Here is a 25,892-nt window from a genome sequence, read left to right as displayed (position 1 = left end):
GCACGCCCACGCCGCCCATGACCGCGACCAGGAACCGCGAACCGCGGCAAGCGGCCAGCGACCCGCGACCCCCGACCCGCGGCCGGTGACCCACGGCCAGCGGCCAGCGGCCCGTGACCCACGGCCCGAGACCCACGGCCAGCGACCCACGGCCAGCGGCCAGCGGCCAGCGGCCACGACGATCCGCCAGTCCCCGCCGCCCAAGCCGCGTCTCCTGTTGATCGACTCGGTTTCCTGAAAGTCGGGGCGTCGCACCGGCTTGGACACCGCGACTTCATGAAAACCGAGTCGATCACGGCACCCACGGCGGTCGCGGTGTGCGAGAGCACGGCGCGCAGCGCGCAGCGCGAGGCGCGAGTACAGCGCGAGGCGCGAGTACAGCGCGCAGCGCGAGGCGCGAGTACAGCGCGCAGCGCGAGGCGCGACGCGGGACAGGGCGGGGGCGCACGGCGCGGGACCTGATGATCAGTCGGCATCCGACCTCGGCATCACGTCCATCTCGATGCGGTGCTACCCGTCAACGCGTCACTTCGGCGACGTCCGGCGCTGCAACACGCCGTCTCGGATGGGTGGTCGCGTCGGTAATTCGCTGGCTGCGGCGGGCTGGGGAGCGTAGGGTTGCAGGCCGCTTGACGGCCGAGGTGAGCTGCACCGGAACGGGCGTCGTCGCGCCGGGCGGCCGGCCATCCGCCCCCGGACACGCGAGCGCGCAGCAGATGTGAACGATGGGACGTCAGCATGCCCGCACTTGACCTCGACACCCAGCCTGACACCGACCTCGACGCGGACCTGGCCGCCGAACGCGCACACCTGTCCACCTCGCGGGCGGCGTTGGCTCGGATGCGGGCGAGGGCCGAGTCTCTCTTCGCCACCGGTGACCAGGTGGCCGGCGACGCCTACGCGGCCGAGACCCTCGGTCGCACCCTCGCTCGCCGGGTCGCCGAGCTGGCCGACGACCCGACCACACCACTCTTCTTCGGCCGCCTCGACTTCGCCGAGGCCCCAACCGACGCGACCCCAACCAGCGGGACTCCGACCAGCGCGGCAACGACCAGCCCGGCAACGACCAGCCCGGCGCCAACCAGCGCTGCCCCAACCAGCACGGCCCCAACCAGCACGACCCCAACCAGCACGACCCCAACCAGCGCGGCCACCCACGACCGGCCCACGGACAGCACTGCCACCGGCAGCCCGACCACGAGCGACCCGACCGCACCCGACACCAGCGGTGATCATGAGGGGCGGCGCTATCACGTGGGGCGGCGGCATGTCACCGACGAGCGCGGCGAGCCGCTGGTGCTGGACTGGCGGGCACCGGTCTCCCGCTCGTTCTACCGGGCCAGTGTGCGCGATCCACAGGGGGTGGCGGTCCGGCGACGGTTCGGGTTCAGCAACGGCGTCCTGACCAGCTTCGAGGATGAGCGGCTGGATCGGGGCGAAGAGTTTGGTACGACCAGTCGGATCCTCACCGCCGAGATCGAGCGTCCGCGCGTCGGGCCGATGCGGGACATCGTGGCCACGATCCAGCCGGAGCAGGACGAGCTGGTGCGGGCCGACCTCGCCGACTCGATCTGTGTGCAGGGCGCGCCGGGCACCGGAAAGACGGCGGTGGGTCTGCACCGGGCCGCGTACCTGCTCTATCTGCACCGGGAGCGGTTGCGGCGGGCGGGTGTGTTGATCGTCGGGCCGAACCGGGCGTTCCTGTCGTACATCGCGGCGGTGCTGCCGGCGCTCGGTGAGGTCGAGGTCGAGCAGGCCACGGTGGAGGAGTTGATCTCCCGGGTGCCGGTCCGGGCGGTCGAGGCGCCGGCGGTGGCCGCGCTCAAACACGACGTACGGATGGCCGACGTGCTGCGGCGCGCGGTGCAGGCGCAGATCGGCACCCCGACCGAGTCGATCACGGTGTCGGACGGTTCGTTCCGCTGGCGGATCGGGCTGGAGCCGTTGCACCGGATCGTCGAGGAGACCCGCCGGGAGGGGCTGCCGTACGGCACTGGTCGGGAACGCGTTCAGGCACGGGTGGTGAGCCTGCTGCAACGGCAGGCCGAGGCGCGGCGGGCGGAGTCGCCCAGCGATGCCTGGCTGCGCCGGATGAGCCGCTGCCGGCCGGTGCTCGACTTCCTGGACGCGGTCTGGCCGGCGCTCACCCCGGAAGGGCTGGTGCACGGCCTGTTCGCCGACCCGGCGCGGCTCGCCGCCGCGGCGGACGGGCTGCTCAGCGACGCCGAGCAGGCGCAGCTCGTCTGGGCCAAGCCGGCCCGCACCCCGAAGGCGACCCGTTGGACCGCCGCCGACGCGGTGTTGATCGACGAGGCGACCGGGCTGCTGGAACGGCTCTCCGGGTTCGGGCACGTGGTGGTGGATGAGGCGCAGGACCTCTCCCCGATGCAGTGCCGGGCCATCGCTCGGCGCAGCGAGCACGGCTCGGTCACGCTCCTGGGTGACCTTGCCCAGGGCACCGCGCCGTGGGCGGCGACGGACTGGCGGGAGTCCCTTGCCCATCTGGGTAAGCCGGACGCGGTGGTGGTGCCGTTGACCGTCGGTTTCCGGGTGCCCGCGGCGGTGGTCGCGTTCGCGAACCTGCTGCTCCCGGCGCTCGCTGTGGACGTACCGCCGGCCGAGTCGCTGCGCCGCGACGGCGGCCTGGACGTGCGTACGGTGACCGACCTGACGTCGGCGACGGTGGCCGAGGTGCGGGCGGCGCTCACGCATGACGGCTCGGTCGGTGTGATCGCCGCGGACGACGCTGTCGACGGCCTGCGCGCGGCGCTGGCCGAGGCGGGTGTCGAGACCGCGACCGCCGACGATGTGGCGGCCGCGGAGCGGGTCACGGTGGTGCCGGCGACACTGGTCAAGGGCCTTGAGTACGACCATGTGGTGGTGGTCGAGCCGGCGGCGATCGTCGCGGCCGAGCCACGCGGGCTGCACCGGTTGTACGTGGTGCTCACCCGGGCGGTGTCCCGGCTGGCGGTGCTGCACGTTGCGCCGCTGCCCGCCCCGCTCGTCGGCGGGTCAGCCGGCTGACAGGACCGCCGCGATCTCCCGCAGCGGGCGGCCGGATTCGGCCATCGGCACGTGGAACGACAGCCACGACCCGTCGGCGAAGTCGAGCCGCAGCCGCTTCCAGTTCAACCGGTACCTGCCGAACCGGGCGGTGACGGAGGTGCGCGGCACCGACCCGAGCAGTTCGATGTCGGCCTGCGCCCGTTCGTCCGCCGACGAGCGGGAGAGCAGGCCGACGGGTGCTGTCGCACCGAGCAGCAGCCGCTGGTCGGTGACCCCCAGCACGAGGTGACGGATGCCGAAGCCCTTCGTCGCCACGGTCACTGCATGGTGCAGCTCGGATGCCCGGGAGTCGGGTTGGCCTCGACCTCCGACACCGAAGAAGAGCCAGTCGACGGCGCTGTCCGCCCGACCGAAGGTGATGTTCGGTGAGAGCACAGTGAGCAGGACACCCAGAAAACTCGGCCGACCAGCGGCGGGTGGCGCCGACGGCAGTGCCGGCGGAGCCGGGGTCAGCCCACCGCCCGCTCGGACCTTGGCCACCGCGCGCACCCGCTCGTCGGCCGGTAGCAGTCGGCTGAACCCCTCGGCGTACCGCGCCTGACTTTCGTCGTCAGTCACCAGGGCCCCCTCGTGCTCGACGATGTCCGCCGCAGTGTCCGGCTCAACGCTCGGGCTTGCCACGGACCCTCCCCTGTGGCCTGTGCGACGGATCAGCCCGTCGCCGCGACTCCTCACCATAGGCACTGCTCGCCGCGACCGAAGTCCCCATCTGTCGTGATGGGGACATCCGGCCTCGACTTTGTGCCGTAAAGTAGTTTGCGTGGACCTAGACGATGATTCACCACCCACCGACGCCGCAGCGGCGCTGCGGCTGATCCAGGACCAACGGTCGGCGACGGCACGCCGGCTCGATCCCGATGCCCGCCTGCTCTACTGGCCGTGGGGTGTCGCCTGGCTGGTTGGCTTCGGGCTGTTCTTCCTGCGGTTCGCCCCCGGCGACCGTGCGCTTGTCGACCTGCCGAGCTGGCTGCCGCTGACCGTCCTCTTCGTGCTGCTCGCGGCCGCCGGAACGATCCAGGCGGTGGTCAGCGTGCGGGCCTACGGCCAGGTGAGCGGCGACTCCGCCCGGCGTGGGAAGTGGTACGGCTACGCGTGGGCCCTCGGATCGGTGAGCATCTACGCGGGGCTCGGCCGGATCTCCGAGCACCTGCCGCACGACCTGGCGGCACTGCTCTGGTCGGCGACCGCCGTCGGGCTGACCGGCGCGCTGCACATGGCCGGCGGGGCGGTCTGGCTGGACCAGGACCTGTTCCGGCTGGGCGTCTGGATCAGCGTGATCAACCTGGTCGGGGCGTTCGCCGGGCCGGGCTGGCACCCGCTCATCGTTGCGGTGGCCGGCGGTGGCGGAATGCTGGTGGCCGGCGCGATCGCCCGGCGGCGACAGCAACAGCGACAGCAGCCGTGACCGAGCTGGATCCGGTCATCCACGCGCAGGCCCGACTGCGGGTGGTCGCCAGCCTCTCGACTCTCAACGTCGGCGACAAGATCGCTTTCCCCCGCCTGCAGGAGCTGCTCGCGATGACCGCCGGCAACCTCTCGGTGCACCTGCGCAAGCTCGAGGAGGCCGGCTACGTGGAGATCAGCAAGACCCACCGTGGACGCACCCCGGCGACCCTGGTCGGGCTCAGCCGACGCGGCCGGCTGGCGTTCGAGGAGTACACCGAAACCATCCGCGCCCTGCTCGACCCCACCTCGTCGAAGGAGCAGCCATGACCCTCGCCCGCGCCGAACAGGCCAGCCGCCGGTACGGCGACGTCCTCGCCCTCGATCGCGTCGACCTGGAAGTCCGGGCCGGTGAGCTGGTCGGCCTGCTCGGGCCGAACGGCGCCGGCAAGAGCACCCTGATCAACCTGCTGGTGGGCCTGCGCCGCCCCAGCTCGGGACGGGTCGAACTGAACGGCCGCGACCCCCGCGACCCGGCCAGCCGACGGCAGATCGGAGTCACCCCGCAGGAGACCGGCCTGCCCGGCACGCTGCGCGTCGGCGAGGTCGTCGACTTCGTCTCCGCGCACTACCCCGACCCGGTGCCCCGCGGTGAACTGCTCGACCAGTTCGGTTTGGGCGACCTCGCCCGACGACAGACCGGTGGGCTCTCCGGTGGGCAGCGCCGCCGGTTGGCGGTGGCGTTGGCGTTCGTCGGCCGGCCGCGGTTGGTGCTGCTCGACGAACCGACCACCGGCCTGGACGTGGCCGCCCGGCACACCCTGTGGGACGCGATCCGGGCCTTCCACGCCGACGGTGGCACCGTGCTGTTGAGCAGCCACTACCTGGAGGAGGTGGAGGCGCTCGCGCACCGGGTGGTGGTCATCGGGCAGGGCCGGGTGCTCGCCGACGACACGGTGGACGCGGTGCGCGGCATCGTGGGCGTACGCCGGGTCAGCCTGGTCGCCGACGACCTGCCCGACCTGCCCGGGGTGGTTCGCACCGAACGGGTCGACGGTCGGCTGCACCTGCTCACCACCGACGCCGACGAGCTGGTCCGAGCGCTGGTCACGGCCCGGGTTCCGTTCACCGACCTGGAGGTACGGCCGACGTCACTGGAGGAGGCGTTCCTCGCCATCACCACCGGCGACACGCCCAGCGGGGACGCGCCGACCAGCACCGGCCGACCCATCACCGCCGCTGCCGGCGGCCGACCCACCACCGTCTGAGGAGGCGACAGTGCAGCTCGCTCTGGTCCACGCCCGCTACCAACTTCTGGAGATCATCCGGATTCCGGTGGCCGTTTTCGGCAGCGCCTTCTTCCCGGCCGCCGCCATGATCTTCTTCGTGGTGCCGTTCGCCGGTGACGATGCGGTGGGCGCCACCTACGCCACCGCGTCGATGGTCACCTTCTCGGTGATGAGCGCCAACATCTTCCAGTACGGCGTCGGTGTCGCCGAGGACCGCGACCAGCCCTGGAATCCGTACACCCGGACCCTGCCGACCGGGCCGGCACCGCGGTTCGCCGGCCGGGTGCTGGCCGGCCTGGCGCTCACCTACCTCTCGCTGATCCCGGTCGTGGTGATCGGCGCGACGCTGACCGCGGCCCAGGCCACCCCGGCGGCGTTCCTGCTGGCTCTCGGCACCGTGGCGGTGATCTCGGTGCCGTTCACGCTGATGGGGCTCGCCATCGGCTACTCGCTGCCCAGCAAGGCGGCGATCGTGGTGGCACAGCTGATCTTCCTGCCGCTGGCGTTCGGCGGCGGCCTGCTCTCCGCGCCGGGCGAGGCGCCCGGGTTCATCGAGACGATCGCGCCCTACCTGCCCACCCGGGGCGCTGCCGAGTTGATGTGGGCGGCGGTCGGCGACTACGACGTGGAGCCGCTGGCGCTGATCATGCTCGGCGTCTGGGTGGTGCTGCTCGCCGCGCTCGCCGGCTGGGCGTACCGACGGGACGAGGGTCGCCGGTTCAGCTAAAGATTCGTCCGTTTCCTCCCCGGGGCGCGGCGGGACGGTGCCAGGATTCCGACAGGGGGCCGCCGTGGCCGCCCCGGCCGAGAGGGGTCTTGACGTGAGCACCGTCCCGCCGGGTACGCCCTGCTGGGCCGACCTGGCCACCCCGGACCTGACCGACGCCCGGCGGTTCTATCCGGAGCTGTTCGGTTGGACCGGCCAGGTCACCCCGGAGCCTGAGGCGGGCGGCTACACGGTCTTCCTGCTCAACGGCAGGCCGGTGGCCGGCGTGGGCCCGCCCGCGATCCCGGACCAGGTTCCGATCTGGTCGACGTACCTCGCCACCGACGACGCGGAGCTGGTCGCCGGCCGGGTCGAACGGGCCGGCGGGCAGGTCGTCGTCCCACCGTTCGAGGTCTTCGACAGGGGCTGGATGGCGGTCTTCGCCGATCCGGCCGGTGCCACGTTCAGCGTCTGGCAGCCGCTGACCATGGCCGGTGCCGAGGTGTTCAACGTGCCGGGCGCGATGAGCTGGAACGAGCTGGTCACCCCCGACCCCGAGGGCGCGAAGGTCTTCTACGAGCTGGTGTTCGGTTGGCAGCCGGACGACCAGGCGGTGGGCGACATGACGTACACCGGGTGGCGGCTGGGGACGCAGATCGTCGCCGGGATGATGCCGCCGCTGGCCGAGGACTTCCCGGCCGACCTGCCCGCGTACTGGACGGTGTACTTCGCGGTGGCCGACGCGGACGCCGCCGCGGCCCGCGCCGCCGAGCTGGGCGGAACGATCCTGGTCCCGCCCCGGGACATCCCGGCGGGCCGGTTCGCCGCCCTGCGCGACCCCCAGGGGGCCCTCTTCTCCGTCATCGACCTGGGCCCCTGACCCCGCGCGGAACTGTTCGCCAGCGCGCCGACGACGACGCCTCCCGCCAAGATCGTGCTCGAACCTGGATGTCGTGGTGTTCTGACGCTCGGATACCACTCTTTCCAGGTTCGAGCACAATCTTGCGGTGCTATTCGACACCGAGGGCCGCAGCCGGGCGGCTACCGGCGGGTGGGACGGACGGGCACCACCAGGGGGCCGTGCGCACCGGGCACCACCCGGACGCTGGCCCGGTAGTGGGCGGCGAGCAGTTCTTCGGTCAGCACCTCGGACGGGGTCCCGGCGGCCACCACCCGACCGCCGGCGAGCATCACCATCCGGTCGGCGTACTCACCGGCCAGGGAGAGGTCGTGCATCGTGGCCAGGACGGTCAGGCCATGCTCGCGGCGCAGCTGGTCGACAACTTCGAGCACGTCCTGCTGGTGCCCGATGTCGAGCGCGCTGGTCGGTTCGTCGAGCAGCAGCAGCGTCGCGCCCTGGGCGAGCGCCCGGGCGAGGAACACCCGCTGCCGTTCGCCGCCGGAGAGGGTGGCCAGTTCGCGATGGTGGAAGCCGGTGAGGTCCAACCGCCCCAGCACCTCGTGCACGGCGTCGACGTCGGCGGTCGACTCCCGGCCCAGGGTCGGGATGTACGGGGTGCGGCCGAGCAGCACGTAGTCCAGCACCGACATGCCCGACGGCACCACCGGGGACTGGGCCACCGTGGCCACCACCCGGGCCCGGTCCCGACGGCGCAGCGCGGCACTCGGCGTACCGAAGAGGGTGATCGCTCCCGGCGCGGAGAGCAGGCCGCCGACGGCGCGCAACAGTGTCGACTTGCCGGCGCCGTTCGGGCCGATCACGGTGACCCACTCGCCGGCGGTGACGGTGAGGTCGACGCCGGTCAGGATCGGCGTGCCACCGAGGTCGACGTGCAGCCCGCGCACCTCGACGGCCGGCGCACCGGCGGTGGGCTCGCGGCTCACGTGAGCACCCGCCGGGCGGTCCGCAGCACGAGGACGAAGAACGGGCCGCCCAGCAGGGCGGTCACCACACCGATCGGCACCTCGGACGGAGCGGCGGCGGTCCGGGCCACCACGTCGGTCAGCGCCAGGAACGCGCCGCCGAACAGCAGTGACATCGGCAGGATCACCCGGTAGCTGGAGCCGGCGAGCAGTCGGACGGTGTGCGGCACGATGATGCCGACGAAGCCGATCAGCCCGGTCGCGGAGACCGCCGCCGCGGTGCCCAGCGAGGCGGCGGCGATCAACAGGTAGCGGGTGCGTTGCGGGTGCAGGCCGAGACTGCGCGCCTCGTCGTCGCCGACCGCGAGGACGTCCAGCTCGCGGCGGTGCAGCAGCACCACCACTGTGGTCAGCGCGGCGTACGGCAGCACCAGGAGCACGTCGTGCCAGCCGGCGGTGGCCAGCCGGCCGAGCAGCCAGGAGTAGACCGGCTGGATGCTGTCCGCGTTTCGTTGCAGCAGGTACGTCTGCCCGGCGGAGAGGAACGCGGAGACCGCCACCCCGGCCAGGATCAGCATCGCCGGTGACCCGCGTCGCCCGCCGGCCGCACCGAGCACGTAGGTCATCGTGACGGCGAGCAGGGAACCGGCGAACGCGGCCAACGGAATGGTCATCGGCAGCCCGGAGAGCGTGCCCTGCCGGCCGCCGCCGCCGAGCGCGATCGCCGCGGTGACCGCCAGGCCCGCGCCGGCGGCCACCCCGAGCAGGTACGGGTCGGCCAGCGGGTTGCGGAACACGCCCTGGTAGCAACCACCGGCGAGGGCGAGCAGACCGCCGACGAGCAGACCCAGCACCACTCGGGGCAGGCGCAGCTCGGTGACGATCGCGATCTCCCGCTCGGTCAGCCCGCTGTCGAGGTGCACCCCGGGAACGAGGTTGAGCAGCTCGGCGGCGACGCTGCCCGGGGGCAGGCTCACCGGGCCGAGCGACACCCCGGCGACGAGCGCGACGAGCACCGCGAACAACCCCGCGACCAGCCAACGCTTGCGCAGCCCGGCCGGCCGGGCGACGGGCAGCGGCCCGGAGGGCCGGGCCACCGCGAGCGGCCCGGCCGGCCGGGGCGCGGGCAGTGGCCCGGTCACCGACTGACGACTGTCACGCGGGCACCTTGGCGACCGCGTCGACGATCACCCGGAGCAGGTCCACGACCCGCGGGCCCCAGCGCGAGGCGATGTCGTCGTCCAGGGCCACGACCTGGTTGTTCTTGACCGCGGTGAGGCCGGCCCAGCCGCTGCGCGCCTTGACCGTGTCGGCGTTCTGCTGGCAGCACTTGGCGTCGGCCAGGAAGACGAAGTCCGGGTCGGCCTTGACGACGAACTCCTGGGACAGCTGGGGGTAGCCGAAGTTCTTGCCGTCCGCGTCGGCCGGGTCGGCGATGTTGGTCAGGCCGACCTGGCTGTAGAGCGAGCCGATGAAGGTCTTGCTGGTGGCGCTGTACAGCTCCGGGCCCAGCTCGTGGAAGTAGGTGAGCTTCTCGGCGCGCTGCGGCAGGTCCTTGACCAGCTTGGTGATGTCGTCCTTCATCCGGGTGACCACGTCGGTGGCCTGGTCGGCGTGCCCGGTCAGCGTGCCCAGCTCGGTGATCTGCCGGTACGAGTCGTCGAGCGTGGTCGCGGCCGGGGTCTGGTACACCGGGATCTTGAGCTTGCCGAGCTGGTCGACGATCTTGTTGCGGTCGTCGGAAAGCACCACCAGGTCGGGGTTCTTACCGGCGATCGCCTCGGCGTTCGGCTGGAACGCGGAGAGGTCGGTCTTGGGCGCGTCGGCCGGGTAGTTCGACTGGTCGTCGACGGCGGTCACCTGCGGGCCGGCACCGATCGCGAAGAGCATCTCGGTGGCGGTGGGCGACAGCACGACGATCTTCTCGGGCCGCTTGTCGAGGGTGAGCGCCCCGACCGTCACCGGGTAGGCGGCGGCCGCGGTGCCGGTGCTCGGTGTGTCGTCGGCCTTCTCGGCGCAGGCGCCGAGGGTGAGCGCGGCGACCGCGAGGGTCGCCGCGAAGAGCCGAGGGGTACGTCTGTTCATGGGGCCTCCTGTCGGTCGAGGAGTGTGGTGCTTCGCCGACAGGGACTTTCGTACGCCCGCCCACGAGGCGCCCTTCCTCGAGAGCGCGTATCGCGACCGGTCCGCAGGCGACCTGGCTCGTCCCCACCGGTCGGTGGGGCATCACAGTTGCGGGACAGCGCCGGTTTCGCACCGGCTTCGCTGCGGGCTGGTCGGTAAGACGGTAGCGCACCGCCGGGACGTGCCGGATCGATCAAGGATCGATCGGCGCGCGACGATCGGTTGGACCGCCGCAGGGTGAGGGGTATGTCCCGGATCAGGAGGATCGGGAGCGGGTGGTGGGGCCCCGCCGGGGGGCGGGACGGGGCCCCACCCGATCAGGAGGATGTGATGGTGACGTTGTCCACAGCCGCCTCGACCAGACTCGCCCCGGAGGCGTCAGCCGCTTCGACGAGGATGCGGACCGACTGGCCGGCGTACGGGGTGAGGTTGAGGTTCGCGACCGCCCAGCTTCCGTTGCGGTTGCTGGCCGCGCCGGCCTGGGTGAGCAGCGATGTCGTTCCGCCGTTGTGCACCACGCTCACCCGCAGGTAGTCCGCCGACGAGGCGTTCGAGCCGTGCGCCAGGTACCAGGCGAGCGACAGGGTCAGCGTGCCGGACGACGGCAGGGTCACCGCCGGCGACCGGGCGCTGGTCACGCCGCCGTCGACGTCGTAGTCACCGGCTGCCGAGCCGGCCAGCCGGCCGGTGACCAGGTCGTTGGAGCCGGCGTACGGGGTGAGCTGCTTGGCCCCGGAGGACGTGGTCGCCTGGGCGGCACCCCGCTCGAACGCGCCAGCCGTGGCGGTGTCGGTGCCGGACGGGTTGATGGTCCAGCCGGTGGCGGTCTCGAAGGTGTCCGACCAGACAGTGGTGCCGCCACCGCCGCCGCAGTACTGCGCCTGCTTGCCGATGGCCCGGTACGGGCAGTCGGCGTACTCGCTGAGGATCAGCACCGCCTCCCGGTTGCGCGAGGTCTGTGCGGGGATCACCTCGTCGGGCGGGTAGAAGCCGCCGCCGCTGGCGGAGCCCGGGTACATCTCGAAGGTGTACGCCCAGATGTTGTGGGTGGCCCACATCCAGTCGAGGCTGTCGCCGTCGGTGATGTAGAGGTCGCTGGACTGTTCCGGGGTGTAGTTGTTGGTGGCCGCCATCTGCTGGCCGATCGTGGCGAAGGTGTTGTACTGGTCCGCGTTCATCCCGGTCGCGGTGTTGGCGGTGGTGTAGCCGTACGGCCAGAGCACCAGCTGCGAGTACGTGTGGAAGTCGATGTTGGCCTTGATCTGCTGCACGCCGCCGACCACCCGGCTGTTGACGAAGTTGCGCAGCGCCTGCGTCTCGGGTGCGGAGAACGCCGACGGCCCCCGGTAGGTCTCCGACGAGGTGGAGCCGGACGAGCCGCCGCAGCAACCCCAGTTGTAGCCCCAGTTGCGGTTCAGGTCGGTGCCCACGTTGGACGAGCCGCTGTTGGGCTGGCGGTTCTTGCGCCACGATCGGTACGACCCGGTGGCGATGTCGTACTCGCTGCCGTCCGGGTTGACGGTGGGCACGATCCAGATCTCCCGGCCGTTGACGATGTTGGTGATCCGGGAGTCGCTGCCGTAGCTGTCGGTGAAGAGGTTGAGCAGATAGATCGCCATCTCGACGGTCAGGTGCTCACGGGCGTGCTGTTGGGAGTTGAACAGGATCTCCGGCTCGTTCTCGTCGGTGCCGACGTTGTCGGAGATCTTCACCGCCATCAGGTCGCGGCCCTCGTACGACGAACCGATGCTGATCTTGCGAGCGATCGCCGGATGGTCGGCGACCACCTGGTTCACGACGGCGGTCAGCTCCGCGTAGTCGTGGTAGTTGGAGTCGGCCGGCGGGAAGGCCAGGGTGCCGATCTCGCCGGCGCCGCGCTCCGCGTTCGGCGGCGGGGCGAGCGGTTCGAGCCGGAAGCCGAGCTTGCCGATCGCGGCGGCCTCGCTCGCGGTGGCCGAGATGTGCAGCACGCCGTGTTCGGAGTAGTCGATGGCGGCTCCGGTGCGGGCCACCGCGTTGCGGTCGGCGAGGGTTCGGGGCCCGAGGACCCGGTAGCTGGCGGCGGCCGACTCTGCGGTGCGGTCCGGTGCCGGTCGGGCGGCGACCGGACCGGCGGCGACGGTGACGATGCCCAGCCCGGTGACGACAGCGAGCACCAGGACACGGCGGAAGGGGATGGGCGTGCGGAGGGCCATGGACTACCTCCTCGAAGGGCGGGAGATCCCGCTGGGTGAAGGACACTTCACCACCTGTCACATGGTCATATCAATATCGATCGCTGCCTTATGCATCCCAGGAGGATCATCACGGCGGCAATGATTTTCCACCTATCAACGTCTGGCGAAACTTCCCTCCAAGCGGAAAACTGACCAGCGACGATGCCCCCTCGACACCGCGGAGCACCCATGGCCAGATCCCGCCTGCGCGCGGCCGCCCTCGCCGGCGTCACCACGCTCACCCTGCTCGCCACCACCGCGCCCGCGATGGCGGCACACCCGCCCGCCCCCGCCCATGACGAGCAGATCACCTACCAGGACTGGTCCGGGCCCGCCGACTGGCACCGGGGCAGCCAGGCCGGCACCCGCGTCGTGCCCGGCGCCCGCGCGGGCGTCACCCTGGCCCGCCCCGCCGGCACCATCGAGTACGCGGACCCGCACACCGGCGCCACCCGCACCTGGGAGTACGGCACCTGGACCTCACCGGTGACCCGGATCGGGTTCGACGCCACCGAACTGATCGCCTCCTGGAACGCGGAAACCCCGGCCGGCACCTGGATCCAAATGGAGATGCAGGGCAACTACACCAGCGGCGACCAGACCCCGTGGTACGTGCTGGGGCGCTGGGCGTCCGGCGACACCGACATCAAGCGGACCAGCGTCAACCGACAGGGCGACCCCTGGTCGACGATCTGGACCGACACGTTCAGCATCGACGACGCTGCGGCCGGGGTGCTGCTGCGGTCGTACCAGCTCAAACTGACCCTCTACCGCGCGCCCGGGCAGAGCGCCGCGCCGGTGGTCCGGATGCTGGGCGCGATGAGCTCGACAGTGCCGGACCGGTTCACCGTCGCGCCCAGCGCCGGGCACATCGCCTGGGGCGTCGAACTGCCGGTGCCGCGCTACTCGCAGAACGTGCACAGCGGGCACTACCCCGAGTACGACGGCGGCGGCGAGGCGTGGTGCTCGCCCACCTCGACCGAGATGGTGGTCGAGTACTGGGGCCGCGGACCGTCGGCGGCCGACACCTCCTGGGTCGACCCCACCTACCCCGACCCGACGGTCAACCACGCCGCGCGGATGACCTACGACTACGCGTACGACGGCGCGGGCAACTGGCCGTTCAACACCGCGTACGCGGCCAGCTTCCCCGGGCTGGAGGGTCGGGTGACCCGGCTGCACTCGCTGGACGAGCTGGAACGTTTCATCGCCGCCGGCATCCCCGTGGTGACCAGCCAGTCCTTCCTCGCCAGCGAACTGGACGGCGCCAACTACGGCACCTCCGGGCACCTGTTCGTGGTGGTCGGCTTCACCGCCGACGGCGACGTCATCGTCAACGACCCCGCCTCGTCCAGCAACGACGTGGTGCGCAACGTCTACAAGCGGGCGCAGTTCGAGCAGATCTGGCTGCGGACCAAGCGCACCAACGCCAGCGGCGGCGTCTCCGGCGGCTCCGGCGGCATCGCCTACCTGATCAAGCCCACCGCAAAGCCCTGGCCCAAGGTCCCCGGCTCCACCAACTGGTAGGCCCACCCCTCCCGCCACCCACCTCTTCGGAGTTGATCATGAGGTTAGCGGCTGCCACTCGGCGTGTCGTAGCCGCTAACCTCATGATCAACGCGGGGAGTCGGTGGGCGGGTCGGTGGGATCTTGGGGGTTTTCGCCGGCCAGGGCGGAGCGGAGGCGTTCCTTCTCCACCTTGCGGCGCTCGGCCGCTTCGGCGATCTCCCCGGCCATCTCGTCCCGCCAACCGCGCAGCAGGAAGAAGGAGAGCGCGGCGGAGAACACCAACGCCAGCATCAGCTTCAGGAACACGTTCATGTCGATCAGCCAGAGGCCCGCCAGCACGGCGACGAACAGCCCGATCCGGCCCAGCGTGTACTTGAGCGCGGCGCTCACCTGCACCACTCCGTTCTCTCCGTCGCCCGCCACTGCCGGCGGAAGGTTCGAGCCGCCCGGCGGGCGGTAGTGCTCAGCCGGTCCGCCGGGCCAGCCAGCGGACGCCCGGGAACCAGATGGCCGCGTACGCCACTGTGAACGCCCCCGCCGCCAACGCGCCGGACAGCAGCGGCGGCAACCCCCCGCCCAGACCGGCGATCAGCAGCCCCACGAACACCCCGACGGCAGCCGCGACCACCGCCGCCACCACGCGGGCCGCGCCGAACTCCCAGGCCCGGAAGTCGTCCCAGAACAGCCAGGCCGGCAGGATCACCGCCAGCCAGCCGTTGGTGTGCCCGAAGTCGCCGGCGCCGATCGAGGCGAACGCCCAGTCGAACAGCACCAACGCGAGCACGCCGATGACCAGGCCGGCCAGGCACACCCCGAGCAGGTCGCCCAGGGTACTGATGCGGCCCTGGTCGTCCCGGCGGGGAAAGCCGCCCTGCTGCTCAGATCCTCGTTGCTCGGTCATCGACTGCGAGGGTACGTGGCGACTCAGGCCCAGACCTGCTGCGGCTCGGCGCGCCGCTCGGCCAGCGACGGGGCCTTGTCGTACTCCCGGACCACGTTGTAGCGGGTGTCCCGCTCGACCGGCTGGAAGCCGGCGTCCCAGATCAGGTGCAGCAGGTCGTCGCGGTGCATGGTGTTCGGGGTGCCGTACGAGTCGGCGTCGTGAGTGATCTTGTATTCGACGACGGAACCGTCCAGGTCGTCCACGCCGAAGTTCAACGACAGCTGAGCCACCGACAGCCCGTGCATCACCCAGAAGTTCTTCAGGTGCGGCACGTTGTCGAAGAGCAGCCGGGAGACGGCGAACGTCTTCAGCGACTCGGCCGGCGAGGCCATCGTGGTGCGGGCCTGGATCCGGTTACGGATCTTGCCGTCCGCCGAGTCGACGAAGTCGTGCTGGTAGCGCAGCGGGATGAAGACCGCGAACCCGCCGGTCTCGTCCTGCAACTCGCGCAGCCGCAGCACGTGGTCGACGCGGTGGCGGGGCTCCTCGATGTGGCCGTACAGCATCGTCGCCGGGGTCTTCATGCCCTTGCTGTGCGCCAGGGCGTGGATCCGCGACCAGTCTTCCCAGTGGCAGGCGTGGTCGACGATGTGCTGGCGGACCTCCCAGTCGAAGATCTCCGCGCCACCACCGGTCAGCGACTCCAGGCCGGCGTCCATCAGCTCGTCGAGGATCTCGTCGGCGCTCAGGCCGCTGATCTTCTCGAACCACTGCACCTCGGTCGCCGTGAAGCACTTGAGCTTGACGGTCGGCAGCGCCGCCTTCAGCTCACGCAGCACCTTCGGGTAGTAACGCCAGGGCAACGTGGGGTGCAGACCGTTGACGATGTGCAGCTCGGTGAGCTGCTCGTCCTCCATCTCCTTGGCCTTGCGGACCGCCTCGTCGATGCGCATCGTGTACGCGTCCTTCTCGCCCGGCTTGCGCTGGAACGAGCAGTACGCACACGACGCCGAACAGACGTTGGTCAGGTTGAGGTGCCGGTTGACGTTGAACATCACCCGGTCGCCGTTCAGCTCGGTGCGCTTGTGGTGCGCCAGCCGCCCCAGCCAGGTCAGGTCGTCGCTCTCGTAGAGGGCGACCCCGTCCTCCCGGGTCAGCCGCTCACCGGCGTACACCTTCGCTTCGAGCTCACGCTTGAGTCCGGCGTCCATGGCACGTCCCTTCCACCTGCGGTCCGGATCGAGCGTACGTCGCGACGCCGACGGGCCCGGCGGCACGGTCGGCGGCAGCGACCCACTTCACCAGACTCTCAGCCTCCCGTAACCCGACAACGCATCGACATGAGTGGCGAGGTGCGGTAGTAACAAGGTGGGGCGGAACACACACACTGGTACCGTCCCGGCGGTCGCGCCCACCGAGCGCGACGACGAGCGGTTGGACGGGGAGCGGCATGGTCTACAGCGGGCGCGGGCGACGGCAGCGACGACGGAGCCCGGTGATCTCGCCGGTCCTGCGTCCGAAGCTCTGGGCCGCCCTGCTCGGTGCCATCGCCGCAGCGGTGCTGGCCACCCCCGCGTACGCGGAGCCCGGCGTGCCGACCACCGTGCCGGACACCGGCTCCCGCCCGGCGATCACCGGCTCGCTCCAGTTGCCCGGCGGCGCACCGGTCGCCGGCGTGCCCGTCCCGCCGGTGGTCAACATCGGCAGCGGCCCGCTGGCCACCGCGATCGCCGCCGGCGAGGTTCAGGTCGGCACGCTCGGCGAGGCGTTGCTGGTCAGCCGACAGAAACGCGTCGACGCGCAGGCCCAGCTCGACGCGGCCGGCAAGGCGCTGGCGACCGCACAGGACGCCCTGCTGCGGGCCCAGCAGACCGCCGACACCGCCGCCGCCGAGGCCATCAAGCAGGCCGCCGCGCTCCCGCCGGGCGACCTCGCCCAGGACATCCGTGGGCTGAGCCGCCTGCAGGCGATCACCCGTGGCGAGAAGGTCGACGGCGGCACCACCGGGGTGGCCGGGGAGCTGTCCCGGGCCCGCGCCGGTGAGCAGGCCGCGTACCAGAAGCACAGCGAGGCCAAGGACCTGCTCGCCGCCGCCGAGCTGGAGTTCACCACTGGCGAGACGGCGCTGCGCGCCGCCGAGGCGAGCCTGCTCAAGCTGCGCAAGGACAACGCCGCCGCGCTGATCGAGATCGAACGCCAGCAGGAAGCCACCGAGCAGCAGATCGGCGCCGGCTACGTCTCCAACCAGAGCATCAGCGGCATGGCCGCGCACCCCCGGGCACTGGCCGCGGTCCGGTACGCGCTCGCCCAGCTCGGCGACCCGTACAAGTGGTCCGAGGAGGGGCCGAACCAGTTCGACTGCTCCGGCCTGATGTGGGCGGCGTACCGCTCCCCCGGTGCCGACTACTTCGACCTGCCCCGGGTCTCCCGCGACCAGTACGCGGCCACCCGGGGACGCACGGTTCCGCAGAGCGCGCTGCTCCCCGGCGACCTGCTCTTCTTCGCCTCGGGCAGCAGCTGGACGACGATCCACCACGTCGGCATGTACATCGGCAACGGCAAGATGGTGCAGGCACCCACCACCGGCGACGTCGTCAAGATCTCGGTCGTCCGTTGGTCCCGGCTGTACGCCGCCACCCGGGTGATCGGCGCGGTGCCGGCACCGGCCGTGACCAATCCGACCCCGCCCGTCACGACCCCGCCCGTCTCGCCCCCGAAGCCGACGCCGCCGAAGCCCACGCCCACGCCGACGAAGACCACCAAGCCGACGCCCACGCCGACGCCGACGAAGACCACCAAGCCGACCCCGACGCCGACCTTGACGACCACCCCGACGCCCACGCCGACCGGCAGCACCACGCCGAAGCCGTCGAACACCCCGAGCAACACTCCGACGACCCTGCCGCCGGCACCGCCCAGCGCACCGAACAGCGCGTCTCCGACGACCACGCCGAAGGCCAGCACGAGCGCGACCGGCACCCGCAGCGCGACGGCCACCCCCAGCGACGCGGGCTGATCCGCCACGACCCGCTCCGGCTGTCCGCTCGGGGAGATCTGTGGCACCGTGACAACCAGGCACATCCGACCCGACGTCACGGGTCCGGGTGCGAGCATGGCGCGGAGGGCGGAAATGGCCGAGCAGAAAGATCCGGCGGAGACTGTCGACCCCGTGGTCGACCAGGCCGACCCACCAGGGCCGGACACCGCCGACCCGGTGACCGCCGCCAGCCCGGCAGGCACCAGCCCGGCAGACAGCGACGCCAGCCCGGCCGACCGCTCCGCTGACAGTGATGCCGAGGCGGCCGACAGCGGCCCCGCCGACAGCGACATCAGCTCAACCGCCAGCGATGCCAAGGCGGCCGACAGCAGCACGGCACCGGTCGTCGCGGACGCCTCGACCGACGCCGATGACGATGCGCCCGCCGCCGAGGTACCCGCCGGTGCCGCCCCCGGCGGAACGGACGCCGCCGTGGACAGCGGCGGGACCGACGCCGCCACGGACAGCAGCGGGACCGACGCCGGGGAGCCGGCAGTGGTCGACGCGCCCCCTGCTCAGGCCACCGCACCGGTACGCGCCCGCGCCAGCGTCGTGACCGCCACGGCGCGCCGGGCCGACATGCCGGCCAGTGCTCCGAGCACGGCGACCACCTACCGGGCGACCGGCTCGGCCAGCCCGGCCGGCTCGGCCGACGTGTCATTGCCGGGTCAGCGGCACGGCTCCCCCGCGCCCGCCCGGGCCAGCGCCACGGTTCCGAGCGGCAGCCGGGGCACGGCCGGCACCCTGGGCAGCCCGGATCCTCGGGAGAGCACGCCCGGCGTCTACCGGTCCGCGCCGGTGGGCACCGAGCCGGAGCCGGCCCCGACGCCCTCGACTCCGGAGCCGGAGCCCGCCCCACCCGGCCCCGGGCCGACGCAGCCGCCGCCACCCGAGCCGGAGCCCGCACCGGCCCCGGGTCCGTACCCGCCCGGGCCGACGCCGACGCCGAACCCCCGCCCAACGCCGCCGCCCGGTCCGGTTCCGCCCGTTCCGGGCCCGCCCATCCCGCCGCCCTCGCCGGTGCCGCCCATTCCCGGCCCGCCGTCGCCGCCCGTCCCGAGCCCGCCGCTGCCGCCACCCGGTCCGCCGGTGCCGGCACCGCCAGCCCCGCCCGGCCCGATGCCGGCACCGCCGTTTCCGCCGCCACCGGCGATGACCGACACGCCCGGCGTACGGGCCACCGCGTCGGTCTCCGCACCGCCATCCGGGTGGTCACCCACCGGTGGGGCGACCCGCCCGATGTCCGCCGGCGGATGGGCCCCGCCAGCCGCCTCCGCACCGCCGGTGGTTCCCGCGCCAGCGCTGCCGAGCTGGCCGCCGTCGACCACCGGGGCTCCGTCGTCGACCCGGAACAGCACCATGAACTCCCGGACGACCGCGCCGCCGAGCGGCCCTCCGGCCGGTTCCGCCGGACGGGTTACGGCCGGCACCCGTGGTGTGCGGCACGACGGCGGCTCCGACCTGGCCGGCACCGTCTACGGCAACGGCGAGGGGGCCGGATTCACCACTGTCGCGATACCCGCCAACGCGGTGGAGACCTCCGGCTCGTTGACCGGGCACATCCTGGCCCAGGGCTGGTCCGACACGCCGACCGAACGGTCCAGCAACGCCCGGGTGATGATCGTCCTGGCCGCCGCTCTGGGGCTGCTGGTGGCGATCAGCGTCGCGGTCGTCCTGCTCGCCGGCGACGCCCTGGACGGTCTGGTGGGCAGCGTGCTCAACGGGTGAGCCAGCGAGCGCCAGCGATGGTGAGTCCGCCCACTACGGTCGGACAACCGGCTGGCGGCTTCGCCGGACCGCCGTACACTGGATGAGATCACTGACCCGGCGCGCGTGGTGTGCGCCCCTGGGCGATCTTGCGGGCGATCCGGCGGCACAGCCGCGGCAGGCCATCGCGAAGATGCGCCCCGCTCGAAAGGTTTTTGTTGACCACCTCTGCTGACCCCAGCACCGTTACGTCCGTTTTCAACTCAGTCCCGGCGGCCGACACCGCACGGGAGCAGCTCGACGTCGCTCCGGGCGAGGCCGCCACCCCGCAGGCCGAGCCCGTGCCGACGGAGACCGCCGACCCGATCAGTTTCACTACCCTCGGCCTGCCCGACCCGCTGGTCCGCGCACTGGCGCAGCAGGGCATCACCAGCCCGTTCGAGATCCAGCGGGCCACCCTTCCGGACGCGCTCGCCGGCCGCGACGTGCTGGGTCGGGGGCAGACCGGTTCCGGCAAGACGCTCGCCTTCGGCCTGCCGATGATCGCTCGGCTGGCCGACCGCAACCGGGCCCGGCCGATGCGCCCGCGCGCCCTGGTGCTGGTGCCCACCCGAGAGCTGGCCATGCAGGTCAACGACGCTCTGGTGCCGCTGGGCAAGGCCGTCGGCATCTTCCTCAAGACCGCCGTCGGCGGCGTTCCGTACGACCGTCAGATCGACGCGCTGCGTCGCGGTGTGGAGATCATCGTGGCCACCCCGGGGCGGCTCGGCGACCTCATCGAGCGGGGCATCTGCCAGCTCGACGACGTCGAGGTCACGGTGCTCGACGAGGCCGACCAGATGGCCGACATGGGCTTCCTGCCCGAGGTGACCGAGCTGCTGGCGAAGACGCCGGCGAACGGTCAGCGGCTGCTCTTCTCGGCCACCCTGGACGGTGACGTCGACGCGTTGGTCAAGCGGTTCATGACCGACCCGGTCACCCACTCCACCGCGCCGTCCACCGCCTCGGTGTCCACCATGGACCACCACATGCTGTTGATCCCGCCGCACGAGAAGTTCCCGGTGGCGGCCTCGATCGCCGCCCGGGACGGCCGGACGATGGTCTTCGCCCGTACCCAGCTCGGGGTGGACCGGCTGGTCGAGCAGCTCGCGGCCGTCGGCGTACGCGCCGGTGGGCTGCACGGCGGCAAGACCCAGCGGATGCGCACCAAGACGCTTGCCGAGTTCCGCGAGGGCCGGATGAACGTGCTGGTCGCCACGGACGTGGCGGCGCGGGGCATCCACGTCGACGGAGTCACCCTGGTGCTGCACGTCGACCCGCCGAAGGACCCGAAGGACTACCTGCACCGTGCGGGTCGTACCGCCCGGGCCGGCGAGTCTGGTGCGGTCGCCACGTTGGTGCTGCCGAAGCAGCGCCGTACCACCCTGGCGATGATGGAGAAGGCCGGCGTCGCGCCGGCCGAGACCCGGGTCCGGGTCGGTGACGCGGCGTTGGCCGAGCTGGTCGGCGCCCGCGAGCCCAGTGGCGTCCCGGTCCGCGTCGAGGCGGAGCCCCGGGGCTACGGCGACCGCTCCGGCGGCTCGCGCCGGTTCGACGACCGGGCCGGCGGCCCGCGTCGGTTCGGTGACCGCTCAGGCGGCGAGCGTCGCTACGGCGACCGCCCGCAGGGCGACCGGCGCTTCGGCGACCGGCCCACCGGCGAGCGCCGCTTCGGCGACCGGGCCCAGGGCGACCGCCCGCAGGGCGACCGGGGCTACGGCGACCGGCCGCAGGGCGACCGCCGCTACGGCGACCGGCCCACCAGCGAGCGCCGCTTCGGCGACCGCCCGCAGGGTGACCGTGGCTACGGCGACCGCCCGCAGGGTGACCGACGCTTCGGCGACCGGCCCACCGGCGAGCGTCGCTTCGGCGACCGGGCCCAGGGCGACCGCCCGCAGGGCGACCGTGGCTACGGCGACCGCCCGCAGGGCGAGCGGCGTTACGCCGATCGGGACACCCGGGGGTACGGCGACCGGCCGCAGGGCGAGCGTCGGTTCGGGGACCGGCCGCAGTTCGGTGACCGGGACGGTCGGGGCGATCGGCCGACCGGCGAGCGGCGCTTCGGCGACCGGCCGCAGGGTGAGCGGCGCTTCGGCGACCGGGACGCTCGCGGTGGTTTCCGCCCGGAGAGCCGGGTCCGCGACGACCGGCCCCGTGACGACCGGCAGCGCGATGACCGGCCGCGCGACGACCGGCGCGGTTTCGGCGGGCGACCGCCAGCGCGTACCCACTGATTGATCCACCGAACGCCGTCGCGAAGCCCAGGCTTCGCGGCGGCGTTCGCGCATGCCCTGCCGATGCCGACCGGGTCGCGTAACGTCCGGCTCATGCCGACCATGCCGAAGTCAATCTTCTGGTCCCGGACGGACACCGCCGGCAGCGAGCAGGTCCTGCTCGACGACGGCCACGGGTTGGCGGCCAGGGGCACGCTGCTCGCCGTGGACCCGGTCCCGTGGACCGCCCGCTACCAGCTGACCACCACGCCGGACTGGGCCACCGCGCGGGTCGAGGTCGAGGCCGAGGGTCCCGGCTGGCTGCGCCGGGTGACGCTGGAGCGGGCCGTGGGCCGGTGGCGGGTCACCACCGCCGAGCAGGGCGACCTGGACGCGGCCCTCGTCGTGGCCGGTCATCCCCGGGCCGGGCTGCCCGGCACCGACGACCCGGACCGACTGGCCGACGCGCTCGACGTCGACCTGAGCGGCTCGCCGCTGTTCAACGCCCTGCCGTATCACCGGCTCAGGATGGCGGCCGAGCCCGCCGACGTGGCCCACCGGATCACCGTCGCCTGGGTGCTGCTGCCCGGCCTGGAGGTGGTGCCGGCCGAGCAGATCTACACCGGGCTCGGGCCGGGGCGGATGCGCTTCGCCAGCGGCACCTTCACCGCCGACATCGATCTGGACGACAGCGGCTATGTGGTGCGCTACCCCGGGCTGGCCGAACGGATCGACCCCCGCTGACCGACACCGAGCCCGGCCACGGCCCGCTTGGCGGTTCAGCCGGGCCAGACTCCGGTGGCCAGGAAGCGGTCGATCGTGGCCAGGTGCGGGGTCAGGTCGAGGCCCTGGGCGCTCACCCAGTCGTCGGCGTAGTACGTGTCGGCGTACCGGTCGCCGGGGTCGCAGATCAGGGTGACCACCGAACCGGTCCGACCCTCGGCGAGCATCGCGGCGATCAGGCCGAACGCGCCCCACAGGTTGGTGCCGGTGGAGCCGCCCACCCGACGGCCCAGCAGCGCCGATCCGGCGCGCATCGCGGCCAGCGACGCCGCGTCCGGCACCTGGACCATCCGGTCCACCACCGAGGGCAGGAACGACGCCTCCACGGTGGGCCGGCCGATCCCCTCGATGCGGGAGCCCTTCCCGGTCCGTACCGACCAGTCGGCGGCCAGCCAGGCCGGGTAGAACGCCGAGTTCTCCGGGTCGACCACGCAGAGCTTGGTGGCGAGCCGGCGGTACCGGGCGTACCGGCCGATTGTCGCGCTGGTGCCCCCGGTGCCGGCACCCACCACCACCCAGGCGGGGATCGGGTGCCGCTCCAGCTCCAGCTGCGCGTAGATCGACTCGGCGATGTTGTTGTTGCCCCGCCAGTCGGTCGCCCGCTCGGCGTAGGTGAACTGGTCCATGAAGTGCCCGCCGGAGTCCTCGGCGAGCCACCGGGCCTCGACCACCACACTCGCCGGGTCGTCCACCAGGTGGCACCGGCCGCCCTGGAACTCGATCTGCGCGATCTTCTCCGGTGAGGTGGAGGCGGGCATCACCGCGATGAACGGCAGGCCCAGCATCCGGGCGAAGTACGCCTCGGAGACCGCAGTGGAACCCGACGACGCTTCGACGATCGTGGTGCGCGGCCCGATCCAGCCGTTGCAGAGCCCGTACAGGAACAACGAGCGGGCCAGCCGGTGCTTCAGGGAGCCGGTGGGGTGTGACGACTCGTCCTTCAGATAGAGGTCGATCCCCCATTCGCGGGGCAGCGGGAACGGCAGCAGGTGGGTGTCGGCCGAGCGGTTCGCGTCCGCCTCGACGGTGGCGATCGCCTCGGTCACCCAGGTCCGGCTGGATTCGTCGCACCTGTCGAGATGAGTCACGCTCGGAAACGTAGCAAGCTGACCAGGGGTGGTCAGCGCCGGTCCGGCGATGCCGACCGGCGGCGTTGGCGGCGCTGACCTGCGCGGCCCGCGGCGCGGACCAGTGGGGTCAGTGTGACGGCCAACCTGGGCAGCGCGTCCAACAGACGCACCTGCGCACCCCGCCAGCGGGGCAGGCTGACCACCGGGCGTGGTCGGCGGGCCAGCCGGACCACCCGGGCCGCCACCCGCTGCGCGGTCAGCATCGACCCGGTGAACGAGGCCACCGCCCCCGGGTCGTCCAGCCGGTCGTGCAGCATCGGGGTCCAGATGCCGTCCGGGCAGAGGCAGGAGACGTGCACCCGCCGGTAGCCGGCCATCCGCAGGTCGGACAGGGTGCCGAGGCTGAACGCCAGCAGTGCGTGCTTGCTGGCCGCGTACACCGTCTCGCCGGGCGCGGCGATCAGCCCGGCCAGCGAGACGACGTTGAGCACGTGCCCGTGGCCCTGCGCGCGCATCACGGTCAGCGCGGCGAGGGTGCCGTTCATGGCGCCGTGGGCGTTCACGTCGAGCACTCGGCGGCGAGTCGGGGCGTCGTGCTCCCACGACGCCCCGGTGACCAGGATTCCGGCGTTGTTCACCCAGAGTGCGAGGTCACCCCGGCTCGCCGCGTTCGCGGCGATGGCGCGGCAGGCGTCCTCGTCCCGGACGTCCAGGGCTGCCGACCAGCCGCCGAGCGGTGCCGCGGCGGCCCGCACCGCCGCCGGGTCGAGGTCGGTGAGCAGCACCGACCAGCCGTCGGCGTGCAGCGCGGTGGCGATGGCGCGGCCCAGGCCCCCGGCGGCGCCGGTCACCACGGCCACGGGACGCGCCGGAGGGGTCATCGGCGCACGCTACCGCCGGTCGACCGGGCGACACCAGGGGTACGGGATGGTCAGGTCGCGGTCGGGCCGACCGGCTGCGGGCGGTTCTCCCACTTCGTGGAGAGCGCGATGGCGGTACGGGTGGAGGCGACCCCCGGTGTCCGGTTCAACCGCACGATCAACTGCTCCAGTTCGGCGATCGTGCCGACCCGCGCCTTGAGCAGGAACGACTCCACGCCGGCCATGAAGTAGCAGGACTCGATCTCGGGCAGCACCCGCAGCGACTCGAGCATGTCGTCGGTGTCGGCACCGGAGTCCTCGACGATGCCGATCAGCGCGGTGACACCCAGCCCGATCGACTCCGGGGCCACGTCCGCGCGGTAGCCCCGAACAACCCCGCTGCTCTCCAGTTTGCCGACCCGTTCGTGCACGGCCGGGGCGGAGAGGCCCACCTGTCGGGCCAGCTCGGCGTACGAGAGGCGCGCGTTGCCGCGCAGCAGGTCGACGAGGCTCAGGTCGATGGCATCCACAGAGAGTGACCCTAACCGTTGCCACGTAACGTGCGGCCTTCGGCACCCGTTGGACTGAGCGGTGAGTCACTGTTCAAAAACCGGCGGTCAGGGCAGAGGTAGCACCAGTAACATTACTAACTCCCCACTCAGTGCATTTTTCGCGTTTGGGCGGACAGGCCATGTCCCTGGTGCTGTAATTGCCATACGTCCCTCATGACGGCTCTGGGCTACGCACCAGCCGGGGGCAGTGTGTTCAGCCGGGGGCTTCGTCGACGCGAGGAGGGGGCTGTGGACACTGGAGATCGCCTGCTGACACCGGGTGAGGTCGCCGCGCTGTTTCGGGTAGACCCGAAAACTGTGACGAGATGGGCGGCGGCCGGCCGGATAGGAAGCATCCGGACTCCAGGCGGGCATCGCCGGTTTCGGGAATCCGAGGTGCGGGCCCTGCTTGAGGGGGAGGGCATGCTGGACGAGGTGGATGAGGTCGGAAAGCCACGCAATGTGGGGCCGGCCGCTTCCACGGGGCCGGGTCCGGCCAACGCCGGCATGTACTGAACTGGTGCGGACAACGCCACGCGGACCGGACACCAGTCCGGTCCGCGTCCCACTTCGGCCGACCGTCGTGCGGCAACGCTGCTCGTCCTGAGCAGCACTGTTCGGCACGAGCGGCG

At 72.2% G+C, this 25,892-nt stretch carries 23 protein-coding genes and 1 riboswitch; of the genes, 12 read left to right on the top strand and 11 right to left on the bottom strand.

Features of this window, described 5'->3' with window-relative positions; genetic code table 11:
• Positions 1 to 738 precede the first annotated feature (738 nt).
• A complete protein-coding gene (locus tag IF22_RS33200; protein ID WP_036411904.1) occupies positions 739 to 3,024 on the top strand; it encodes a HelD family protein in 2,286 nt (761 codons plus the stop codon).
• Here the strand turns inward: IF22_RS33200 and IF22_RS0119690 are convergent.
• The gene (locus tag IF22_RS0119690; protein ID WP_030334083.1) at positions 3,013 to 3,624 is read right to left on the bottom strand and encodes a hypothetical protein; all 612 of its coding nucleotides are present in this window, start codon (positions 3,622 to 3,624) and stop codon (positions 3,013 to 3,015) included. The genes IF22_RS33200 and IF22_RS0119690 overlap by 12 nt on opposite strands.
• Positions 3,625 to 3,826: 202 nt before the next feature.
• On the opposite strand from IF22_RS0119690, the gene IF22_RS0119685 reads away from it, so the two are divergent.
• From IF22_RS0119685 to IF22_RS0119665, 5 genes are all read left to right on the top strand, one after another.
• Positions 3,827 to 4,471 carry a hypothetical protein gene (locus IF22_RS0119685; RefSeq protein WP_030334081.1) on the top strand — a complete coding sequence of 215 codons (645 nt, stop codon included), beginning with the start codon at positions 3,827 to 3,829 and terminating at the stop codon, positions 4,469 to 4,471.
• On the top strand, positions 4,468 to 4,779 hold the full coding sequence (locus IF22_RS0119680) for a transcriptional regulator (protein ID WP_030334078.1): 312 nt from the start codon (positions 4,468 to 4,470) through the stop codon (positions 4,777 to 4,779). Before IF22_RS0119685 ends, IF22_RS0119680 begins: the two co-directional genes overlap by 4 nt.
• On the top strand, positions 4,776 to 5,717 hold the full coding sequence (locus IF22_RS0119675; protein WP_030334076.1) for an ABC transporter ATP-binding protein: 942 nt from the start codon (positions 4,776 to 4,778) through the stop codon (positions 5,715 to 5,717). Before IF22_RS0119680 ends, IF22_RS0119675 begins: the two co-directional genes overlap by 4 nt.
• A gap of 10 nt (positions 5,718 to 5,727) precedes the next feature.
• Positions 5,728 to 6,465, top strand: a complete 738-nt coding sequence (locus IF22_RS0119670; RefSeq protein ID WP_030334074.1) for an ABC transporter permease — start codon at positions 5,728 to 5,730, stop codon at positions 6,463 to 6,465.
• Between the two features lie 94 nt (positions 6,466 to 6,559).
• The gene (locus IF22_RS0119665; protein ID WP_030334072.1) at positions 6,560 to 7,324 is read left to right on the top strand and encodes a VOC family protein; all 765 of its coding nucleotides are present in this window, start codon (positions 6,560 to 6,562) and stop codon (positions 7,322 to 7,324) included.
• Between the two features lie 161 nt (positions 7,325 to 7,485).
• On the opposite strand, the gene IF22_RS0119660 is transcribed toward IF22_RS0119665, so the two are convergent.
• The 4 genes from IF22_RS0119660 to IF22_RS0119645 form a co-directional block, all read right to left on the bottom strand.
• Positions 7,486 to 8,289, bottom strand: coding sequence for an ABC transporter ATP-binding protein (locus IF22_RS0119660; protein WP_030334070.1), 804 nt, complete (start codon positions 8,287 to 8,289; stop codon positions 7,486 to 7,488).
• Positions 8,286 to 9,365, bottom strand: a complete 1,080-nt coding sequence (locus IF22_RS0119655; RefSeq protein WP_030334068.1) for a FecCD family ABC transporter permease — start codon at positions 9,363 to 9,365, stop codon at positions 8,286 to 8,288. Before IF22_RS0119655 ends, IF22_RS0119660 begins: the two co-directional genes overlap by 4 nt.
• 58 nt (positions 9,366 to 9,423) lie before the next feature.
• On the bottom strand, positions 9,424 to 10,353 hold the full coding sequence (locus tag IF22_RS0119650; protein WP_030334066.1) for an ABC transporter substrate-binding protein: 930 nt from the start codon (positions 10,351 to 10,353) through the stop codon (positions 9,424 to 9,426).
• 111 nt (positions 10,354 to 10,464) lie between these two features.
• A riboswitch (cobalamin riboswitch) is annotated at positions 10,465 to 10,529 on the bottom strand.
• Positions 10,530 to 10,709: 180 nt separating this feature from the next.
• Positions 10,710 to 12,587 carry a M14 family metallopeptidase gene (locus tag IF22_RS0119645; RefSeq protein ID WP_030334065.1) on the bottom strand — a complete coding sequence of 626 codons (1,878 nt, stop codon included), beginning with the start codon at positions 12,585 to 12,587 and terminating at the stop codon, positions 10,710 to 10,712.
• A 210-nt stretch (positions 12,588 to 12,797) separates the two neighbouring features.
• Between IF22_RS0119645 and IF22_RS0119640 the strand changes: the two genes are divergently transcribed.
• On the top strand, positions 12,798 to 14,135 hold the full coding sequence (locus IF22_RS0119640; protein WP_030334063.1) for a C39 family peptidase: 1,338 nt from the start codon (positions 12,798 to 12,800) through the stop codon (positions 14,133 to 14,135).
• Positions 14,136 to 14,222: 87 nt separating this feature from the next.
• On the opposite strand, the gene IF22_RS0119635 is transcribed toward IF22_RS0119640, so the two are convergent.
• The 3 genes from IF22_RS0119635 to mqnE all read right to left on the bottom strand — a co-directional run bounded on the left by IF22_RS0119635 (position 14,223) and on the right by mqnE (position 16,211).
• Complete coding sequence (locus IF22_RS0119635; protein WP_030334061.1) at positions 14,223 to 14,507, bottom strand: DUF4229 domain-containing protein; 285 nt, start codon at positions 14,505 to 14,507, stop codon at positions 14,223 to 14,225.
• 73 nt (positions 14,508 to 14,580) lie between these two features.
• On the bottom strand, positions 14,581 to 15,018 hold the full coding sequence (locus tag IF22_RS0119630) for a hypothetical protein (RefSeq protein WP_030334060.1): 438 nt from the start codon (positions 15,016 to 15,018) through the stop codon (positions 14,581 to 14,583).
• 23 nt (positions 15,019 to 15,041) lie between these two features.
• Positions 15,042 to 16,211, bottom strand: coding sequence for an aminofutalosine synthase MqnE (gene mqnE, locus IF22_RS0119625; RefSeq protein WP_030334058.1), 1,170 nt, complete (start codon positions 16,209 to 16,211; stop codon positions 15,042 to 15,044).
• 239 nt (positions 16,212 to 16,450) lie between these two features.
• Between mqnE and IF22_RS0119620 the strand changes: the two genes are divergently transcribed.
• From IF22_RS0119620 to IF22_RS0119605, 4 genes are all read left to right on the top strand, one after another.
• Entirely contained in the window at positions 16,451 to 18,016 is a 1,566-nt protein-coding gene (locus IF22_RS0119620) for a C40 family peptidase (RefSeq protein ID WP_030334057.1), read from the top strand.
• 114 nt (positions 18,017 to 18,130) lie between these two features.
• The gene (locus IF22_RS35955) at positions 18,131 to 19,765 is read left to right on the top strand and encodes a hypothetical protein (RefSeq protein WP_051708639.1); all 1,635 of its coding nucleotides are present in this window, start codon (positions 18,131 to 18,133) and stop codon (positions 19,763 to 19,765) included.
• Positions 19,766 to 19,962: 197 nt separating this feature from the next.
• Positions 19,963 to 22,017 carry a DEAD/DEAH box helicase gene (locus IF22_RS0119610; RefSeq protein ID WP_374224229.1) on the top strand — a complete coding sequence of 685 codons (2,055 nt, stop codon included), beginning with the start codon at positions 19,963 to 19,965 and terminating at the stop codon, positions 22,015 to 22,017.
• A 102-nt stretch (positions 22,018 to 22,119) separates the two neighbouring features.
• Complete coding sequence (locus tag IF22_RS0119605) at positions 22,120 to 22,740, top strand: putative glycolipid-binding domain-containing protein (RefSeq protein WP_036411914.1); 621 nt, start codon at positions 22,120 to 22,122, stop codon at positions 22,738 to 22,740.
• Between the two features lie 35 nt (positions 22,741 to 22,775).
• Here the strand turns inward: IF22_RS0119605 and cds1 are convergent, their stop codons facing one another.
• From cds1 to IF22_RS0119590, 3 genes are read right to left on the bottom strand one after another with little or no spacing between them, the layout of a single operon-like run.
• Positions 22,776 to 23,867 (bottom strand): L-cysteine desulfhydrase Cds1, encoded by a 1,092-nt coding sequence (gene cds1, locus IF22_RS0119600; protein ID WP_030334047.1) that lies wholly within the window; start codon positions 23,865 to 23,867, stop codon positions 22,776 to 22,778.
• Between the two features lie 32 nt (positions 23,868 to 23,899).
• Positions 23,900 to 24,730, bottom strand: coding sequence for an SDR family NAD(P)-dependent oxidoreductase (locus IF22_RS0119595; RefSeq protein ID WP_030334046.1), 831 nt, complete (start codon positions 24,728 to 24,730; stop codon positions 23,900 to 23,902).
• A gap of 50 nt (positions 24,731 to 24,780) precedes the next feature.
• A complete protein-coding gene (locus IF22_RS0119590; RefSeq protein WP_030334044.1) occupies positions 24,781 to 25,239 on the bottom strand; it encodes an Lrp/AsnC family transcriptional regulator in 459 nt (152 codons plus the stop codon).
• Between the two features lie 270 nt (positions 25,240 to 25,509).
• On the opposite strand from IF22_RS0119590, the gene IF22_RS34505 reads away from it, so the two are divergent.
• Complete coding sequence (locus IF22_RS34505) at positions 25,510 to 25,776, top strand: BldC family transcriptional regulator (protein WP_007454516.1); 267 nt, start codon at positions 25,510 to 25,512, stop codon at positions 25,774 to 25,776.
• The last annotated feature ends 116 nt before the right edge of the window (positions 25,777 to 25,892 follow it).

This window comes from Micromonospora parva, from assembly GCF_000718515.1.
GTDB classification, from domain to species: Bacteria; Actinomycetota; Actinomycetes; order Mycobacteriales; family Micromonosporaceae; genus Micromonospora; species Micromonospora parva.
The sequence above is the reverse complement of the archived record's forward strand: the minus strand, read 5'-3'. Positions and strand labels throughout refer to the sequence as shown.